Here is a 16,500-nt window from a genome sequence, read left to right on the forward strand (position 1 = left end):
GAAAGCTTACTTGTCGAGGATCTGTGCCTTGGAGCGCAGTTCGTCCATATATTTCTTGCTGTTGGAATCTTCGCCTTCCTGCTGCTTCTTGCCGAGGTCTTCGGCGCGGAAGACGACTTCGGCGGCCAGATCGTCGTTCACCTGGCGCTTCTTGCAGATCGCGAGATATTCCACGCCCTTCTCGGTAACGCGGGTGCCGGTCGTGTTGCCGTCGCCGGCCTTTTCCACGAGCGTCTTCCAGTCATCCGGAATTTCCTGGATCATCATGCGGCCGAGGCTGCGGATGGAAACGTCGCGCATGGTGGCAGCAAAGGCCTTGGCCTGCTCGCAGCCCGGAAAGTTTGCGCGGGAGGCATTCGCCTCGGCCTGACGCTTGCCGATGATCGCGTTGCGCTTCGAGGCGGGTACGACGAAGATCACCTGCTGCAGGAAGTATTCGGTCGTGACCGGCTTCTGCCCGCCGTTCTCCTGCATGCGGCGAACCAGTTCCTCATTGGAAAGGCGGCCGTTGCCTCTGCTGCCGTAACGCAGATTGACCGCGCGCGGCCAGCTCATGGAGATGGCAACATACTGCTTGAAGTGATCCAGCGTCACGCCGGACCGATCGAGGATCTGCGACAGCTGCTCGACGCTCAGCTTGTTGCCGGCAGCGAACCGCCCCACGGCCGCATCGACGTCGCTCATGCTCACGGACACGCGCAGCCGCGCGATTTCCTCGCGCTTCAGGGCTTCGTCGATCAGCTGCTTCTTGGCTTCCGCCGCTCCGCCGCCCTGCTTTTGCAGGCGCATGAACGCGACACGCTTGGCGATGTCGCCCGATGTGATCGGGGCATTGTTGACGATGACCGCGACCGAGCTTGCGGCCTGGGCTGCGGGAGCCGTCGCCGACATCATGGAGCCTGCCAGCAAGCCTGCGACCAGCGCCGCCCTGGCGACCCGCTTCATCGAGAATGTTCCACCCATGTCATGTCCTTTTCTAAGCCCTGCCTGCATCCGGGCGGTCAGCTTCCGGTCTCGACCGGTTGTCACGCAACCACGACGCCGGCTCCATCCCGCGGCATCATCGACTGTCCGGGAAAATCCATAATGGTGCCGCCGTGGTATGACAAGGCCCGCCCATGGCCACAAAGGGCCGGATCGCAGTTCAATCCGGCCGTTTTACGGCAACAGGGCAATTTAATGGGAAAATCGAGCGTAGCCGACCGGCTATCGTGCATCGAGACCGTCAAAGGTGGTGTCGCCGACATTGATGTCGCCAAGCGTACGGAAGCTGATCCGCGCACCGATGGACCAGTCGTTGGCCACCGAGTCCTCGTCGTCCCGCTCGCGCTGATAGACGAGCGAGAAGAGCGTGTCCTGGTCGTCGTAGGTTATGCCCAATCCGTCGCGGGTAATGACCTCGTCGTTGATGTCATAGGTGACGGATCCAAACACCGACCAATAGTCGTGGAAACGGTAGGCCGCTGCCGTCTGGATTTCATCCTGATCGAACCGCGAGCCATAGGTGGGCTGGGCTTCGATGCGGGTATAGGTGAGGGCGGTCTGCCAGCGAATGCCCTCATAGCCGAGCGTCGTGTCGGCGCGGCGAAGGTCCAGCGTGCGCTCGTCGAACCGGCCGCTGAGGCTCGCCGTAAGGCCGGAGGGGGCATCGATGCCGATCATCGAGACATAATCGGAGCGATCCGTTTCGAGGCCCGAATCCGAACCCGCCTTCACGAGGTCGTCCGTTGCGAACGAGTTCAGCCCGCCGAGGTGGAACGACTGACCGGCGATGGCGCGTACGGCGTAACCATTGCCAAGCGAGCCGGTATAGCGGAAGCCGAGATTGGCACGGCTGCCGCCCTCGATCCGGTCGTATCCGGAGAACTTGTCACGATCGAACAGGGACGTCGCGTCGAAAACGAAGCTCTGCGCGTCTTCGTTGGGCAGCGCCCCGGCATAGTCTTCGTCCGGGCGGACATAGACCTGAGCGATCGGCTCGAAGATGTGGCTGCTGTTCTCGGTCGCCATCAGGATCGGATAGCGTGCTTCAAGCCCAGCCGTCAGCATGGAGCGGGTGGCGGCGTCATCGTTATAGTAGGAGCCGCTATAGGCAGCGCCCGGATCGTCCATGGTCAGCCCGAGGATGTCGCCGCGCGCCGCCAGCAACGGCGTCAGCGACAGCCCGCCCGGCGTGATGAAGGTGCGCTGCCATTCGGCCTCTGCCGTCAGGCGATGGGACGTGCCGCTAAGCCCGGGGAAGCGGTTGACACCGAGCACGGTGTAGCGATCCTCGCGGTTGCGGTGAATGTTGGTCAGGTTGACGTCGATGTTGAGCTCGCCACCGGCGACCGGGTCTTCGGACGTGTAGGAATAGTCGAGAACCTGGGCGACCGGCTGCTTGTTCTCGGCAACGCTTTCCGGATCGGCGTCCTGAATGTCGAAGTAGAAGGCGCGGGCATCGAAATAGTTACGCTTGCCGAGGCCGGTCAGATAAACCTGGTTTGTCAGCGTGCGCCCGTCGAAGGTCGAAAGCTCATAGGTCTTGGCGAAGTTGTTGTCGCTCTGGACCAGCACGTCCCAACCGAAGGTCCAGCGCGGATTGATCTCGAACTTGGCACGGGAGGCGATCATGCCGCGCGTGGTTTCCTGCGCGTCGACGGTGTCGTCGGTAAAGGCGGAGCTGTCCATCTGGCTGATGCCGGCCATGCGCAGCACATGCTCGCCGCTTTCGAAGCTCTGCCGGAATTCTCCTTCCAGCAGGAAACCCTGGCGGGTAAGCCCGGTCGCCGTCACGGTCGCGTCCATATAGGGCGAGATCGCCCAGTAATAGGGAACGCTGACGCCGGCGCCGAGCTTCTGGGTATATTTGAATTGCGGGAAGAGGAAGCCGCTCTTGCGCTTCACCGTATGGTCGGGAAGCTCCAGCACCGGCAGGAAAATGATCGGCTTGCCGAACAGTTCGAACTTCGCATTTTCGAGGCGAACGGTACGCGTCTTGCCGTTCTGGATGATTCGCTGGGCCTTGATGTTCCAGAGCGATCGATGATTCGGATTGGTCGCGCAGGGCGTGCAGGCGGTGTAGACAGCATTGTTGAGGATGATCTCCTCGCCGTTAACACGCTCGCCATTGACGGCCGCAAGCTTGGTCAGGTCCGTCGTTTCGATGCGCATGGCCTCGACGAAACCGTTGCCGAAATCGTCGGTCACGTCCATGCGGTCGGCATAGACCTTGTTGCCGCCGGGCTCGATCAGCTCGATTTCGCCGGTCGCGACGATTCGGCCGGTGCTCTGGCTGTATTCGACCTGCTGGGCCACCATCTGGTAGCCGCCGTAATTGATCTGAACAGCGCCACGCACGATCACGCGCTCGGTATCGCGGTTGTAGACCATCTCGTTGGCCGAAAGCAGCATCTTGGCGTCTTCGGGCAGGGAGGGCTGCAGCGAATCAATATCCGTGGATTGCGCCCATGCGGGCGCAATCATGCCGGGGATCATTGCCGAAAACGCAACACCGGAAAGCAGAATGGCCGTTAGCAGCCTGTTATGTTTGCGGTTGCCTGCCGCCACTAGCCATCTTCCTCATGCAATAGAATCGTTGCCCCCAATGCCATCGCCACGACGACTGGCAGCCAGGCTGCAACGAAGGGAGGAACGATACCGCTACTCCCGAATGCTTTCACAAGCACGGTGACGACATAAAGCACGAAGCCCGAAAGGATGCCACCGAGAATCACCGAGCGGGATTGGTTAAACCGGCTAAATTTTAAAGAGACGCTTGCAGCAATCAGCGTCATTGCAACGAGAAGGAGAGGCAAAGCCAGCATGGTGTGGAATTGCGTTTTCATCCCGTCGGTCGGGAAGCCGAAGGATTTCGCGACTTCGATCTTGTGAAGGAGGTCGAAAAACTGAATAGAATCAGGCTTCGTCAGCGTTTCCTGGATGAATTCGGCCTTCAGGTTGGTGGGCAGTTGTGCCGTTTCGAGACTGCGCGGCAACTCTCCGTTGCGCGTTTCCGTCACCTTGTTAAGAAGCCAGTAACCATCTTCGAGCTTTGCGCTCTCGGCATCCTGCCGCGAGACGATCGCGCCCTGTGGATCAAAGTGGATCACAGTGACCCCGACGAGCGTCTTTCCCTCGTCCTGGACCGAGCGCGCGCCGATGATCGTATCGTCCTTGTTGTAGATTTGGCGCAGCCACGGAATCGAGAGGCTGGAGCGCGTCGAAGAGCTGCTCCCCCAGGACGCTTCGAGCGCTTCCGCCTGGCTCGATCCCCACGACGCGATCGGATTGAGGATGGCGACGGCCAGCGCGCCGAAGAGAAACGCGCCGAACACGAAGGGCTGCAGGAACTGCCAGACGGATATGCCGGCAGCCCGCGTCACAACCAGCTCGTATCGTCGGTTGAGGGAGATCAGCGACGCCATGCCGGCAAAAAGCGCGACGAAGGGAACAGTCTGCTGAAGAATCATCGGGATGCGCAACGCCGTCATCAGCAATGCGCCGTTGATCGAGTAGCGCGGCAACTGCGCCATGCGGTTGGAGACTTCGCTGAAGTCGATGATGAAGATCAGAGCGAAAATGCCGGTGAGGAACCAGAAGGTCGTGATCGCATACCGCTTGAAGAAATAGCGTCCGAGCGTGGAAAACAGGATCAAGACGTCGATCCTCCATCCGTCGGCGCTGCGGACTTGAACATCCCCGTTCGCGCCATGGTGTCCTTGGCGATCTTCTCCCAGGTCACCGGTATCTCAAGCCGACGGTTCCCGAACAGTTGCCGGATGGCGAGATAACCGGAAATCAGCGGTATAAGGTACATGACGGGCACGAAGGCCCAGGATTCCTCGGCGCTGTTGCCGGCATAGAAGGTTGCCCAGCGGATGAAGAGGCAGGTGAGGAGCGCCGCCACCATCGGATGCAGGCGGGCTTCGCGGTGCGAGCGCGCATCGCTGGAAAAGACCAGGGCGACGAGTGCGAACAACAGAGGGAAAGTCCATTCCGTCAACCGGCGATGCAGTTCGGCGGTAAAGGTCATCGGGGATTTCTTGTAGACCTCGTCTTCCGGATCGGGATGGAAGAGATAGGGAAGGTCACGATCCTTGGCGCGGATATTGGCTTGACTGGCCATGCGCGTCATGTCGGTCAGGTCGAAGGCATAGGAATCGAACTTGATGATCGAGACACCGCCATCCGGCAGCTTGCGATGCACCTCGCCGTCCTTCATCACCAGAGCGGAGCTGTTTTCGTCCACCGCGCCCTCGCGCGCATAATAGATGAGTTCGGCTGCGGGGCTTCGGGTGTCGGCCACGAAGATACCACCCAGCACGCCGCCGCTGCGCCGTGAGGCGACCTGCACGTAAAGGCCGTCGGCGATCTTGCGAAAGGTGTTTTCCTGCACGACGGAAGAAAGCAGGTCCGCGTGGGCCGTCGCGATCATCTTTCGCACGGCCACGCGGGAGTAGGGCTCGACGAAATTGTCGACGGCAAACGACAGAACACTGAGCGCTATGCCGAGATAGAGCACCGGGCGAATGATCGTCATGCGGGAGCTTCCGGCGGCGTTCAGCACCGTCAGTTCCGAATCGCTGTTCATCGCCGTCAGCACCTGCGCCACGCCGATGACCAGCGCAAACGGCAGGATGAGGGGCACGATCGAAGGAAGGATCAGGGTTGCCAGCTTGAGGAAGGCCAGAATCGATTGCCCGGTATCGGTCACCAGATTGACGCTCGCAAGCGCCTGCGTCACCCAGACGATCGCCAGGAGCGGCAGGAGCGTCGCGAGGAACATGCCCGTTGCCCGCCGCAGTATATAGCGCTCGATCAGTTTCATCTCAGGCCTTTGCCGGCGCTTACAGGCGCCCGGACGTCCGCTGCCGGCGCACCTTTCGGGCCGGTACCGATATGCTTGCTGTCACGTTGTACATCTGCAAATTTCCACGACAATAAGGCCATAAACAAACGCGGACGTGCGGCATATCTAAACGGCTATTAGCACTGCGCTGCGCAGAGGGTCAACAACCCGCGGTAAGCCTTGATTTTAAAGTATAATCTGAAACCGTAAAATTCTTATGAAAGATACAATTCGGCCACACGAGAAAAGCCGAACCGCATTCGAATCCGTTCGCTGCGCCGCGGTTTCAATTCGGAGATACGCCCTCATCGATCAGATCGTAAATCGTATCCTGTATCTGCTTGAGCGTTTCGGCGGGAAGGGTGCCGACCGGCGGTTCTACGAGGTTTTCCGCGCGAATGGCCGCAACCTTGTCACACATTACATATGAGCGTTTCTCCAGCCCGTTTTCGGGTGTCGGATCGACCGCGATCCGGATGGGCTCGCCCTGACTGTCGTTTGATGTCATCAGAACCACGATCACGCTGTCCAGTTGAACGTTCGGGTTCTGCATGACGACAACCGGCCGAGCCTTGCCTGTGTAGTCGCCCTTTTCCCGCAAGCGGTAGATCGCGCCGCGCTCAATCATCGGCCCCGGCCTGATGGATATCAATGAGGTGCAGTGCGTCTTCCTCGTCGCCTCGGTTGCCACGGATGCGAACAGCCGCGGCCTGAAGCTCTTCGTTGCGTACGCGCTTGATGTAGAGCAACAGAGCTTCGCGTATGGCGTCGCTCTGTGACTGTTGCTTGCTGATAGCAGCCTTCGTAAAGCTCTTCTTGAGGTCGTCATCGACCCGGAAACTCATGAGTGTTGTCATGCGTGCCTCCTGTATTACAAAATATATTACAGTCACCCTTGCCTGTTACAAGGTCGGATTTCGCTGTGCGGGAATGAGCATGATGGAATCTGCGGCTTGCAAGCTGCCGGCCACGAACTACAACAGTTCGCAATCCGCTTGCGTTTAACCCAAGCCCAATATCCCCGGAGTTGTTTCATGTCCTTCAAGTTCGATATCGGTTTTTCGAAGTCCGCGGCCGTCTCTGGCGGCGTCGCGATTCTGGCAAAGGCCATTGATGGCGCGGTTGCCGGTGCGGCCGTTGCGGACCCCGCCGGTATACTCGAAAACGCGATGCGAATCGGCAAGTTCACCGGCAAGTCGCTGGCCCTGCTCGATATCGTCGCGCCGCACGGTTCGGCCGCCGATCGCATCCTCGTCCTCGGTCTCGGCAAGGCGGGTTCGATCACCGCCCACGATTGGCTTAAGGCCGGCGGTGCCGCCGCCGCGAAGGTTCGCAACGCCGATTCCTCCATCACGATCTTTCTTGATACGCCCGGTGTCGAGGTCACGGCCAAGGCCGCCGCTGATTTCGCTCTCGGCATGGAAATGAACGCCTACAGCTTTGACACCTACAAGACGAAGAAGGACGACGACGAGGAAAAGGCGCCGAAGAAGCCGGTTAAGGTCACCATCGTTACCGCCGCGGCCGCTGAAGCCAAGAAGCTCGCAAGCGTGACGGAAGCCGTCGCCGGTGGCGTTTTCCTCGCCCGCGATCTCGTCAACCTGCCGCCGAACGATCTCGGGCCGGTGGAGTTCGCCGACAAGGCCAAGGAGCTGGAAAAGCTCGGCGTCGACGTCGAAATTCTCACCGAAAAGGAGATGAAAAAGCTTGGCATGGGCGCACTGCTCGGTGTAGCTCAGGGCTCTGTCCGACCGCCGCGCCTGGCGATCATGAAGTGGAACGGCGGCAAGGCCAAGGACCAGCCCATCGCCTTCATCGGCAAGGGCGTCGTCTTCGATTCGGGCGGCATCTCGATCAAGCCGGGCGCCGGCATGGAAGACATGAAGGGCGACATGGGCGGTGCCGCCGCCGTCACGGGCCTCCTGCATGTGCTTGCCGCCCGCAAGGCCAAGGTCAATGCCATCGGCATCATCGGTCTCGTCGAAAACATGCCCGACGGTAACGCCCAGCGCCCGGGCGATATCGTCACTTCCATGTCCGGTCAGACGATCGAGATCATCAATACGGATGCCGAAGGCCGTCTCGTGCTGGCGGACGCGCTCTGGTATTGCAACGACCGTTTCAAGCCGAAGTTCATGATCAATCTGGCGACGCTCACCGGTGCCGTTATGGTGGCACTCGGCAGCCATCATGCCGGCCTGTTCTCCAACGACGACGACTTGTCGGAGAAGCTTCTCGCTGCCGGCCTTTCCACGCAGGAGCGCCTCTGGCGCCTGCCGCTCGGCAAGGACTACGACAAGATGATCGACAGCAAGTTCGCCGACATGAAGAACACCGGCGGCCGTTACGGCGGTTCGATCACCGCAGCCCAGTTCCTCAAGCGCTTTGTCAAGGATACCCCGTGGGCGCATCTCGATATCGCCGGCACCGCCATGGGCTCGCCGACCGACGAGATCAATCGCTCCTGGGCCTCCGGCTTCGGCGTGCGACTGCTCGACGAGCTGGTCCGCGCCAACTACGAAGGCTGATAGCAAGGTGACGGAAATCCTCTTCTACCATCTGACCGAGTCGAAGCTCGAAGACGCGCTTCCTGCCCTGCTCGACCGTAGCGTCGAGCGCGGCTGGCGCGTCGTCGTGCAGACGGTGGACGAGGAGCGTCGCGACAAGCTCGATCAGCATCTCTGGCTCTACCGTGACGACAGCTTTCTGGCCCACGGTACGCCAGACATGGCGTTTGCCGAGGAGCAGCCCATTCTCCTCACGACGGACGGTGACAATCTCAATGGCGCCACCGTCCGCTTCATGGTCGATGGCGCCGCGCCGCCTGATGTCGCGACCTACGAGCGCGTCGTCTTCATGTTCGACGGATATGACAATGCCCAGCTCGACGCCGCCCGGGCCAACTGGAAGCGCCTGAAAGGCGAGGGGCACACGCTGACCTATTGGCAGCAGAACGAAGACGGCCGCTGGGTGAAGAAGGCCTGATCGGACCCGCAGCGTCCGGTGGCGGCGGTGGAGAAATGAGCCCCGCAAAGCTCCCGGCTGCCCCAGATGCCGGTTAGAGGCAGGGCCGGACAATATTTTCATGGATGTCAACCCTTAGTTGATTTACCCTTCTCTGTAGCAAGAGGAGGGGTCGCCATGCATCTGGTTGTCTTCTGCGATGGAACCTGGAATACGCCCGACCAGATGGAGGACGGGCTGCCTGCGCCGACGAATGTCGTGAAGCTGCGCAATGCGCTGGCCGCAGTTGACAAGAACGGCCAGGAACAGCGGGTCTATTATCACCCCGGGGTCGGAACCGACGGCGGTTTGTGGGATCGCGTTGCCGGCGGCGGCATGGGCGAAGGGCTCGATAAGAACATCATGAGCGCCTACAACTGGCTGGCGCGCAACTATACGAATGGCGCCAGCATCTGGCTCTTCGGTTTCAGCCGCGGGGCTTATACGGTGCGCAGCCTCGGCGGCATGATCGCCCGCTGCGGCCTGCTCAACGCCACTGCCGGCGGAATGAGCGAAAAGTCCATCTGGGCGGCCATCGAAACCCTCTTCGAGAACTATCGTACACCGGCAAAGGCGGCGAAAGCCGTCAAGGCGACGACGAAAATGCCGTTCCACGGCGTTGCGACCGGTAATGCGACCAAACAATCGATGCCCATCCATTTCATCGGCGTCTGGGATACGGTGGGCGCGCTCGGCGTGCCCGACGACCTTGCCCTGTTGAACCTGCTTGATGATCCCGCCAAACACAGCTTTCACGATACCGACCTGAACCGGATCGTGCTCAACGCCCGACATGCCATTGCCATCGACGAGAAGCGCCAGAGTTTCACGCCGACGCTCTGGACAAATGTCGAGGATCGCAAGGACACCGTGAAGCAGGTCTGGTTTCCCGGCGTGCATGCGGATGTCGGCGGCGGTTATGGCCGCTCGGCGCTTTCCGATGGCGCATTGTTGTGGATGATCGACGAGGCGCGGGCGCTGGAACTGAATTTCCGGGAGAACATCGAGCAGCAGCTTTCGATCGATCCCCTCGGGCTCCTGCATGATTCCGTCACCGGCGTTTTCAAGTCGCTGAAAACCCGCCCGCGCGACGTGCCGCTTTTTATGGACGGCAGCGGCGAACTGCACAAGTCGGCTCTGGACCGTCACAACACGCCGCCGCTGTCGCAGGGCGACTACTGGAAAACCACACGCCTCGACGATGGGCAAAAGAAGACGGTGGACGTGTTCGCGCGAGAGCGCTGGAATTTCACGGGCCTCTTTCTGGAGGCGGGAGTCCGCTATGTCTTCAAGGCCGAAGGCGAATGGATGGATAGCAGCATCGCCTGCTCGCCGGACGGTACCGACGACGGAAAATTCCAGTTGGGCGAGGCCGTGCACATTGCCTCGTCCATCTGGGGCAAGGGTGAGGCGCTGTTCTCCCGGCTTACGGGAAACCATCAGGTCGATTTCTGGTATACCAAACGCGCCGAGAATTTCCCGTGGTTCGCGCTGGTCGGAATGGTCGCCAACGGCGTGCTTCCGGAAATGAAGCCCGAAGACCGGCTGAGCTATGAACCGCACGAGGTTTTCAAGATCGGCAAATCGGCGGAGTTCACGCCCAAGAAGAGCGGCTATCTCTACGCCTTCGCCAACGACGCCTGGCAGACCTATGACAACAATCGTGGCAGCGTGCGGCTGACGGTCAAGCGGTAGGCCAAAGAGCGTACGGCAGGGGGCCCGACTGCGGCCCCCGTGCCGGTAATCGCTCAATCAATCGTGAAACGCTTCCACGAACTTGCGCTTGCCAAGCATGAAGGCGTCGGCGACATGGCGCAGCGGTGCCTGATCGACGTCGGACTTGCCGGCTTTCACGATCTCGGCAAAACGCTCGTACAGCGCCGGATATTCGCGTTCCGGCGTGTCCTTGCGCAGTTCGCCGTTGATCGAGAGTTTCGCACCACCTTCGGCAAGAACCATCTTGCCGGCATCGGTCTCGGCAATGATGTCCCAGCTCTGGTGGCCGGTTTGGCGCCAGTCGAACTCGGCCGAAACCGGCAGACCCGTCGCATCCTGGAAAGTGATGCTGGCCGCGATCGGCGCATCGCGGTTTTCCGGGAATTCCAGTGTGGCGGCGGTGATGAACAGGTTCGGCAGGATATGGGTGACGATCGACAGCGCGTTGATGCCGGGATCGAAGACACCGAGACCGCCGGCCGCCCAGATCCATTCCTGGTTCGGATGCCAGTGGCGCACGTCTTCCTTCCAGTTGACCTGCACGCTGTTGATCTTGGTCGAGGCGAGGAACGTCTTGGCTTCCTCGACGGCCGGCGCATAGCGCGAGTGCCAGCTGGCGAAGAGCGACAGGCCCTTCGAGTCTGCGAGCGCCTGCAGATCGGCCACTTCGCTCAGCGTCGCGCCGGGCGGCTTTTCGAGGAACACATGCTTGCCGGCCTGCAGCGCCGTGTGGGCCGCCGCGTAGCGGTATTGCGGCGGCATGCAGAGCGAAACGGCGTCGATGGCCGGCACGGCCTCGAGCATGGCTTCGATCGACTTGAAATTGTCGATACCGTCCACGACGCCGTTTCGGCTCGCGGCGGCGATCAGCTTGTAATCGGAATTGGCGGCAAGGGCGGGCAGATGCTGGTCGCGGACGATCTTGCCGACACCGACGATGGCGATATTGATGGGGCTCATGGGGTTTCGCTCGATTAGTATGATTTTATGATGCGCTTTGTATCAGAAAGCGGAATGCGGGCAAGCGGCGCTGAACGGATGATCGTTGCCGATCATGGACAAAACCATAAAGCGCCTATTTGCATAATGAGAATCGTCCACAGGAGCCGCCATGCCGCCGATCTTCCGAAAAGCCACCCGTGCCGAACTCGATACCATGCTCGAATGGGCGGCACGGGAAGGCTGGAATCCCGGCCTCGATGACGCCACGCCGTTTTTTGCGGCCGATCCCGATGGCTACTGGGTGGCTGAGGATGAAGGTCGGATCGCCGCTGCCATTTCGATCGTGCGTTATGGCGAGGATTACGCCTTCCTCGGCTTTTACATGGCTCATCCGGATTTTCGCGGGCAGGGGATTGGCCATGGGCTGTGGCAGAAGGCGCTCGCCGAAACCACCTCCGCAACGGTCGGGCTCGATGGCGTGGTTGCTCAGCAGGAGAACTACCGCAAATCGGGTTTCGCCTATGCCCATGCAAACTTTCGCTATGGCGGTGAGGTGAGTTGCAGCGAACCTCCGTCATCGGAGCTTGTCGAGGTCTCGCCTGTCCATATCCCCTCGATCATCGAATACGACCGTCGTTTTTCGCCCGGCCAGCGCGATGCTTTCCTCAAGGAATGGCTGCGTCCGCTTTCGAGCCGAAACAGCGTGGCGCTGATCCGCAACGCTGAAATCCTCGGTTACGGCACAATCCGCACCTGCCGCGAGGGCCACAAGATCGGGCCGCTGTTTGCTGATACGGAAACCAATGCCGATCTGATCTTCCGCAAGCTTGTGACCGTGGCGGGCGGGGGCCAGATATTCCTCGATATCCCCGAGCCCAATGCCGCCGCCCGGGCACTCTGCGATCGCTATAACCTGAAACCGGTGTTCGAAACCGCGAGGATGTATCGCGGCCCGGCACCGGACCTGCCGCTTTCGCAGATCTACGGCATCACGACGTTTGAGCTGGGTTGAGGATCAGAACAGCCGCGTGCCCGTTGCAATCAGGAAGACGCTGAAGAACGAAAACGCCGACAGGCAGACGACAGCCATCCAGAACCAGAGCCCGGCCGCTTCACGCTCGCCTTCCGCCATGGCCGGCGTGGCATTGCGCAGCTTGTTCATCTGGTGGCGCGGGTTGCCCCACTTCACCCGGCGAAACCGGTAGACATCCGCATCTTTGTCGCGCGCGTTGCTCATGGCGCAAAAGAGTAGGGCGAGTCGATGAACGCCATTTTAAAGCAACTGCTAAGATTTTAACGGAGGTTTACGGCGGAGACGTCAATCCGCCATCGCTTCCTCGTATTGGGTGGAAAGCTCCATCCACTCATCCTCGGCTTTGGCAAGCTTGCCGGAAAGTTCGCCGCGTTCCTTGATCTTGGCAGCGGCCTTGTCCGGGGATTTTTCGTAGAGCGCCGGGTCCTCAAGTTCCGCATCAAGAGCCCGAATCTGCTTCTGAAGCTTTTCCGTCAGGGATTCGATTTCATTGATCTTTTTCTTGAGCGGTGCGAAAGCGGCGCGCTTTTCGGCAGCCGCCTTGCGCTGGTCGGCCTTGTTGACGGCCTCGTCGACCGGCTTCGTCTTCGCCCCCTTCGGCTTGTTGCTGGCGACGATGACGCTGCGATAATCCTCAAGGTCGCCATCATAGCTGGTCACGGTGCCGTCGCGCACCAGCCATAGCCGGTCCACGGTTGCCTCGATCAGATGACGGTCGTGCGAGATCAGGATGACCGCACCTTCGTAGTCGTTCAGCGCCTCGATCAGCGCGTTGCGGCTGTCGATGTCGAGATGGTTGGTCGGTTCGTCGAGGATCAGCATGTTCGGCGCGTCGAACGCCGCAAGGCCCATCAGAAGGCGCGCTTTCTCGCCGCCGGAAAGATCCTTGGCCGGCGTATCCATCTTCTCGGTTGCAAGCCCCATCTGCGCAACGCGCGAGCGAACCTTGGCTTCCGGGGCATCCGGCATAAGCGGGCGCACATGCTCGACGGCGCTTTCGTTCGGCCGCAGATCGTCCAGCTGGTGCTGGGCGAAGAAGCCGATCTTCAGCCCCGGCGCCAGCTTGATGTCGCCCGCCTGCGCCTCCAGCCGGCCGGAGATGAACTTGGCGAAGGTCGACTTGCCGTTGCCGTTAGAGCCAAGCAGGGCGATGCGATCGTCATTGTCGATACGCAGGTTCAGGCCCTTCAGGATCGGCTTGCCGGGCGTGTAGCCGACAGCGCCGCCCTGTATGGCGATGATCGGCGAGGCCGGCTGCTTTTCAGGCTCCGGGAAGGTGATGGGATAGACGTGATCCTCGATGACGGCCGCAACGGTGCCCATGCGCTCCAGCGCCTTGACGCGGCTCTGCGCCTGCCGGGCCTTGGTCGCCTTCGCCTTGAAGCGGTCGATGAACGACTGCAGGTGTTTCCGTGCCGCCTCGTTCTTGACCTTGGCCTTCTGCTGCAGCTCGATCGCTTCGGCGCGCTGGCGCTGGAACTGGTCGTAGGAGCCGCGATAGAAGGTCAGCTTCTGCTGGTCGAGATGGATGATCGAATTGACCGCCGTGTTGAGCAGGTCGCGGTCGTGGCTGATGATGATGACCGTATGTGGATAGCGGCGGATATAATCCTCAAGCCAGAGCGTGCCTTCGAGGTCGAGATAGTTGGTCGGCTCGTCGAGCAGCAAAAGGTCGGGTTCGGAAAACAAGACGGCTGCGAGCGCCACACGCATGCGCCACCCGCCCGAGAAGGACGAGGCGGGGCGCTTCTGTGCCTCGTGATCGAACCCGAGGCCGGCGAGTATGCTGGCGGCGCGGGATTCCGCCGAATGGGCCTGAATGTCGGCAAGCCGCGTCTGGATTTCGGCGATCCTGTGCGGGTCGGTGGCGCTCTCGGCTTCTTTCAGCAGCGCCTCGCGCTCCTTGTCAGCCTTGAGCACGATTTCGATCAGCGGCTCCTCGGTGCCGGGCGCTTCCTGCGCCACCTGCCCGATGCGGGCATTCCGGGGGATCGAAACGGAGCCGGACTCGCTGTCCATCGTGCCGGTGATGATGCGAAACAGGGTCGACTTGCCGGCGCCGTTCTTGCCGACGAGACCGGCCTTGGTGCCGGCGGGAAGCGAAACCGTCGCCTGATCGATGAGTAGGCGTCCGGCAATGCGGGCGGAGAGGTTGTTGATCGTGATCATGGCCGGGGTTTTGGCCGATGTTATCCCGGAAGGCAAGAGCGGCTGCGGTCAAAGCCGCCGTCGGCGAGACCTATGCCGCGTGCGGGGAATAAAGGCGTTTGGCGCGCGCGCCGACGATAGCCGAAAACACCATCTGGCCCGGCCGCCCCGAAGCTTTCACGGCCTGCAGCGCGAGTTCCGCCTGGTTCATCAGGTCGGTCTCGCTCTGGGCTGTATCGCTCATGGAAATGCCGGCTGACAGCGACAGCCGTTCCGGCGTGAAGGCGCGTTCCGGCAGGGGGATATCGAGGGCTTCGATGGAGGCGCGAATGCGCTCCACGATCGTCTCGGCATTGCTTGCATTGACGTCGCAAAACAGGAATGCAAGCTCGTCGAGCCCGATACGCCCGACGAAATCGTTCTTCTTGATCGATTTGCGGAAGGTGGGTGCCAGCTTCTTCAGTGCCTTCTCCAGCGCGCCGACGCCGTAGCGCTCTCCGATGCTGCGCAAACCGCTGACCGATACCACAACGAGGGCAGACTGTGACCTTGGTGAAGCATCGAGGAATAGTGTGGAAAGTCGTGCGGCAAAGGCGGTGCGGTTGGGAAGCCCGGTGGAGGGATCGCGCGTGGCGGCCGCACGCAGGGCATCGATATCGGCTTCCATCGAGGAAAGCTGGCTGGCGGTATCCGAGAGCCGCCCGCAAAACGCCCCGTCTTCCCGCAGCACAGCGGCTGCCTCTCGCCGCAGCACGTCCGCATCATCGGCAAAATCGGTCATGCCGACGACGGGATCGTTCTGGAGCCGTTCGATGAAATGCTGAAGCTGACGGATGAACGCCGTTTTTCGGCCTGCGGTCTCCCGCATGGCGCCGGAGAGTTCGGAAAGTAGCTTTACGGCCTGCGCCTGAACCTTGTCTGCCTTCAATGTTGCGTGGCTGGCAAGATTGTGCCGAATGCCGAGTTCATCGATGCGCGCCGCATCGGGGGAGGAGCCAAGTGCGGAAAGTTCGCGGGCAAGCTCCGGATTGCGGCCCGAAAGCGCCTCGTAGAACAGCGCATAGTTTCGCGGCAAGGGCAAGACGCCAAGCGTCGCCATGGCCTGGCTGATCTTGCCCACCACGGCCTCGATTTCCGCGGGGACGATCTTTTGCGCGTTTTGTCTGGTCATCGGCTCAACCCCTGCAACGGCGTTTTCCGCCATCCTGCGGCCATTTCAAGCCGCTTTTCTCCTGTTGTGGAGCAAGGGATAAGCCTTTGACATTTAAAAGAGCGTCAATCGCGGGTTGCGCTTATGGGGCATGGTTAGCAGACTGCTATGGCAACCGGTCCAATTTAAGAGTTCGCCTTGCCATCGCTTTCGGTCCAGCGATCCCGCGCGCTGTCGTCGGCATCCTTGGCGGAAACCCATTGGCCTGCCTTGCCGGCCGTATCGATTTCCTTCTTCCAGAAGGGCGCCGACGTCTTCAGGAAATCCATGACAAAATTCGCGCCGTCGAAGGCGGCCTGCCGGTGCGGCGATGCGGCAACCACCAGCACGATATTTTCGCCCGGAAGAATACGGCCGTACCGGTGGATGGCGGTGAGAGCGATCAATCCGAAACGGACCATTGCCGCTTCGCTGACACGGCGGATTTCTGCTTCCGCCATTCCGGGATAATGCTCGAGTTCAAGGGCTCCGAGCGTGCCTGCCTCATCGCGGCAAAGGCCGGAAAAGGTCACGACGGCGCCGATATCCTTCCGCCCGGATGACAGCGCGGAGACTTCGGCCGCGAGATCGAAATCCTCCCGCTGCACGCGCACCGATATTGCCGGATCGGTCATGGCC

The 16,500-nt window shown here is 60.9% G+C and carries 15 protein-coding genes; 4 read left to right on the forward strand and 11 right to left on the reverse strand.

Annotated elements, in window-relative coordinates; translation table 11 throughout:
• Nucleotides 1-6: 6 nt before the first annotated feature.
• From BLX89_RS09125 to BLX89_RS24630, 6 genes are all read right to left on the reverse strand, one after another.
• A complete protein-coding gene (locus BLX89_RS09125; RefSeq protein WP_075290326.1) occupies nucleotides 7-963 on the reverse strand; it encodes a SurA N-terminal domain-containing protein in 957 nt (318 codons plus the stop codon).
• A gap of 243 nt (nucleotides 964-1,206) precedes the next feature.
• Nucleotides 1,207-3,549 (reverse strand): LPS-assembly protein LptD, encoded by a 2,343-nt coding sequence (locus BLX89_RS09130; protein WP_075290327.1) that lies wholly within the window; start codon nucleotides 3,547-3,549, stop codon nucleotides 1,207-1,209.
• On the reverse strand, nucleotides 3,549-4,634 hold the full coding sequence (lptG, locus tag BLX89_RS09135; RefSeq protein ID WP_075290447.1) for an LPS export ABC transporter permease LptG: 1,086 nt from the start codon (nucleotides 4,632-4,634) through the stop codon (nucleotides 3,549-3,551). The genes BLX89_RS09130 and lptG overlap by 1 nt, the downstream gene beginning before the upstream one ends.
• Complete coding sequence (lptF, locus tag BLX89_RS09140; protein ID WP_075290328.1) at nucleotides 4,634-5,809, reverse strand: LPS export ABC transporter permease LptF; 1,176 nt, start codon at nucleotides 5,807-5,809, stop codon at nucleotides 4,634-4,636. Before lptF ends, lptG begins: the two co-directional genes overlap by 1 nt.
• A 307-nt stretch (nucleotides 5,810-6,116) precedes the next feature.
• A complete protein-coding gene (locus BLX89_RS24625) occupies nucleotides 6,117-6,458 on the reverse strand; it encodes a type II toxin-antitoxin system PemK/MazF family toxin (RefSeq protein WP_158025945.1) in 342 nt (113 codons plus the stop codon).
• Nucleotides 6,451-6,687, reverse strand: coding sequence for a ribbon-helix-helix protein, CopG family (locus BLX89_RS24630; RefSeq protein ID WP_075290329.1), 237 nt, complete (start codon nucleotides 6,685-6,687; stop codon nucleotides 6,451-6,453). Before BLX89_RS24630 ends, BLX89_RS24625 begins: the two co-directional genes overlap by 8 nt.
• A 177-nt stretch (nucleotides 6,688-6,864) precedes the next feature.
• Between BLX89_RS24630 and BLX89_RS09155 the strand changes: the two genes are divergently transcribed.
• The 3 genes from BLX89_RS09155 to BLX89_RS09165 all read left to right on the forward strand — a co-directional run bounded on the left by BLX89_RS09155 (nucleotide 6,865) and on the right by BLX89_RS09165 (nucleotide 10,528).
• Nucleotides 6,865-8,358 (forward strand): leucyl aminopeptidase, encoded by a 1,494-nt coding sequence (locus BLX89_RS09155; protein WP_075290330.1) that lies wholly within the window; start codon nucleotides 6,865-6,867, stop codon nucleotides 8,356-8,358.
• A 7-nt stretch (nucleotides 8,359-8,365) separates the two neighbouring features.
• Nucleotides 8,366-8,815, forward strand: a complete 450-nt coding sequence (locus BLX89_RS09160) for a DNA polymerase III subunit chi (RefSeq protein WP_075290331.1) — start codon at nucleotides 8,366-8,368, stop codon at nucleotides 8,813-8,815.
• A 156-nt stretch (nucleotides 8,816-8,971) separates the two neighbouring features.
• Nucleotides 8,972-10,528, forward strand: coding sequence for a DUF2235 domain-containing protein (locus BLX89_RS09165; RefSeq protein WP_075290332.1), 1,557 nt, complete (start codon nucleotides 8,972-8,974; stop codon nucleotides 10,526-10,528).
• A gap of 57 nt (nucleotides 10,529-10,585) precedes the next feature.
• Here the strand turns inward: BLX89_RS09165 and BLX89_RS09170 are convergent, their stop codons facing one another.
• Nucleotides 10,586-11,509, reverse strand: coding sequence for a Gfo/Idh/MocA family protein (locus BLX89_RS09170; RefSeq protein WP_075290333.1), 924 nt, complete (start codon nucleotides 11,507-11,509; stop codon nucleotides 10,586-10,588).
• Nucleotides 11,510-11,660: 151 nt separating this feature from the next.
• On the opposite strand from BLX89_RS09170, the gene BLX89_RS09175 reads away from it, so the two are divergent.
• A complete protein-coding gene (locus tag BLX89_RS09175) occupies nucleotides 11,661-12,503 on the forward strand; it encodes a GNAT family N-acetyltransferase (RefSeq protein ID WP_075290334.1) in 843 nt (280 codons plus the stop codon).
• Nucleotides 12,504-12,506: 3 nt separating this feature from the next.
• Here the strand turns inward: BLX89_RS09175 and BLX89_RS09180 are convergent, their stop codons facing one another.
• The 4 genes from BLX89_RS09180 to BLX89_RS09195 all read right to left on the reverse strand — a co-directional run bounded on the left by BLX89_RS09180 (nucleotide 12,507) and on the right by BLX89_RS09195 (nucleotide 16,496).
• Nucleotides 12,507-12,728: a hypothetical protein gene (locus tag BLX89_RS09180; RefSeq protein WP_075290335.1), complete on the reverse strand. Its 222-nt coding sequence runs from the start codon at nucleotides 12,726-12,728 to the stop codon at nucleotides 12,507-12,509.
• Between the two features lie 81 nt (nucleotides 12,729-12,809).
• Nucleotides 12,810-14,693 (reverse strand): ABC-F family ATP-binding cassette domain-containing protein, encoded by a 1,884-nt coding sequence (locus BLX89_RS09185; protein ID WP_075290336.1) that lies wholly within the window; start codon nucleotides 14,691-14,693, stop codon nucleotides 12,810-12,812.
• 70 nt (nucleotides 14,694-14,763) lie between these two features.
• Entirely contained in the window at nucleotides 14,764-15,843 is a 1,080-nt protein-coding gene (locus BLX89_RS09190) for a GGDEF domain-containing protein (RefSeq protein ID WP_158025946.1), read from the reverse strand.
• A 164-nt stretch (nucleotides 15,844-16,007) separates the two neighbouring features.
• The gene (locus BLX89_RS09195; RefSeq protein ID WP_075290338.1) at nucleotides 16,008-16,496 is read right to left on the reverse strand and encodes a molybdenum cofactor biosynthesis protein MoaE; all 489 of its coding nucleotides are present in this window, start codon (nucleotides 16,494-16,496) and stop codon (nucleotides 16,008-16,010) included.
• Nucleotides 16,497-16,500 lie beyond the last annotated feature (4 nt).

Source organism: Pararhizobium arenae (assembly GCF_001931685.1).
GTDB lineage: Bacteria > Pseudomonadota > Alphaproteobacteria > Rhizobiales > Rhizobiaceae > Pararhizobium > Pararhizobium arenae.